This is a genomic window from Sphaerisporangium rhizosphaerae (genome assembly GCF_042665155.1).
GTDB classification, from domain to species: Bacteria; Actinomycetota; Actinomycetes; order Streptosporangiales; family Streptosporangiaceae; genus Sphaerisporangium; species Sphaerisporangium rhizosphaerae.
On record NZ_JBHTCG010000080.1, the window covers coordinates 1 to 1,993 of the forward strand.

Sequence of the window (1,993 nt, forward strand, 5' to 3'; positions counted from 1 at the left end):
TGGATGACGGGGTGGTGTCGTCGTTGTCTGCTGGTCGGGTGGAGGCGGTGCTGCGGCCGAAGATGGATGCGGCGTGGTATTTGGATGAGTTGACGCGTGGTGGGGGTCTGGCGCGGTTTGTGGTGTTTTCTTCGCTGGCTGGGACGTTGGGTGCGGCGGGGCAGGGGAATTATGCGGCGGCCAATGCGGCGGTGGATGCGTTGGTTGTGGGGCGGGTGGCGGCTGGTTTGTCGGGGGTGTCGTTGGCGTGGGGGGTGTGGGACGCCGAGGGGGGTATGGCGGGTCGGTTGTCGGATCGGGATCGGGAGCGGATGGTGCGGGAGGGGTTGGTCCCGCTGTCGGCTGGTGTTGGTTTGTCGGTGCTTGATCGGGTGGTGGGTGAGGGCCGGCGGGGTGTGGTGGTGGCGGCCGGGTGGTCTGTGGGTGGGTTGCGTGGCCGGTCGGGGGAGCGGTTGCCGGCGTTGTTGCGTGATCTGGTGGGTGTGCGGCGCAGGGTTGCGCTGGATGCTCCTGCGGGTAGCGGTTCGTTCGCTGATCGGTTGGCTGAGCTTCCTGCCGCGGAGCGTCAAGCAGCGGTGACCGAACTCGTACGCGCGCGGGCAGCGGCGGTGCTCGGCCACGATTCGCCCGCGTCCCTGCCGGTGGACCAGGCATTCCATGAACTGGGCGTCGACTCACTGGCGGCGGTGGAGTTGCGCAACGGGCTCGGTACCGCGCTGGGGCTCCGGCTGCCGACCACCTTGGTGTTCGATCATCCATCGGTCCGGGCGGTCGTCGACTACGTGATCAGGCAGATAACACCGAAGACCGACGGTGGGGATCACGTCACCGCCGACGGCCGAGACGAGACGGCGATCCGCAAGGCGCTGCAAACCGTGCAGGTGGCGGCGCTGCGCGCCGCCGGGCTGTTGGACGGGCTGCTGGAGCTCGCCGGAGTGCGTCCCGACGGTTCGAACGGAGCCGCGGCCCAGGACGAGACGGCGGACGTCGACGCGATCGACGAACTGGACACCGAAGCCCTGATCAGGATGGCGCTGGACAACGGGCAACCGGACGACGAGACCCAGGAGGGGTGAGGAGATGGCGGAGGGTGACGGAAAGATCGTCGAGGCACTGCGCGCCTCTCTCAGGGAGACGGCCAGGCTGCGCAAGCAGAACCGCGCGCTGACGAACCGCGCTCGGGAGCCGATCGCGATCGTGGGGATGGCTTGTCGTTATCCGGGTGGGGTGGATGGTCCGGAGCGGTTGTGGGGGTTGTTGGTCGGTGGTGTGGATGCGGTGGGTGGTTTTCCGGGTGATCGGGGGTGGGATGTTGCTGGTCTTTATGATCCGGAGCCGGGTAGGCCGGGTCGGAGTTATGCGCGGGAGGGGGGGTTTTTGTATGGGGCGGCGGATTTCGATCCGGGGTTTTTCGGGATCAGTCCGCGTGAGGCGGCGGAGATGGATCCGCAGGAGCGGCAGTTTTTAGAGGTGTGCTGGGCGGGGTTGGAGGGGGCGGGGATCGATCCGACGTCGTTGCGGGAGAGCAGTGCCGGGGTGTTCGCGGGGGTGATGTATCACGACTATGCGCCGTCGGGTACGGGTGGGGCGACGATTTCGGGTCGGGTGGCGTACACGCTGGGTTTGGAGGGGCCGGCGGTGTCGGTGGACACGGCGTGTTCGTCGTCGTTGGTGGCGTTGCATCTGGCGGCGCAGGCGCTGCGGAGCGGGGAGTGTGATCTGGCGCTGGCCGGTGGGGTGACGGTGATGGCCACGCCGGATGCGTTCGTGGAGTTTTCGCGGCAGCGGGGGTTGGCCGCTGATGGGCGGTGTAAGTCGTTCGCCGAGGCGGCTGATGGGGTGGGTTGGGGCGAGGGTGTCGGTGTGCTGGTGGTGGAGCGGTTGTCGGACGCTCGTCGTCGTGGGCATCGGGTGCTGGCGGTGTTGCGTGGCAGCGCGGTCAACCAGGACGGCGCCTCCAACGGGTTGACCGCCCCCAACGGTCCCTCCCAGG

2 protein-coding genes are annotated in these 1,993 nt (G+C 68.1%); both read left to right on the forward strand.

The features are described 5' to 3' along the window. The coding region (locus ACFQSB_RS40095; protein WP_380832585.1) for a beta-ketoacyl reductase at positions 1-1,076 on the forward strand (1,076 nt) is incomplete at its 5' end. Positions 1,077-1,080: 4 nt separating this feature from the next. Continuing rightward, the coding region (locus tag ACFQSB_RS40100) for a beta-ketoacyl synthase N-terminal-like domain-containing protein (RefSeq protein WP_380832587.1) at positions 1,081-1,993 on the forward strand (913 nt) is incomplete at its 3' end.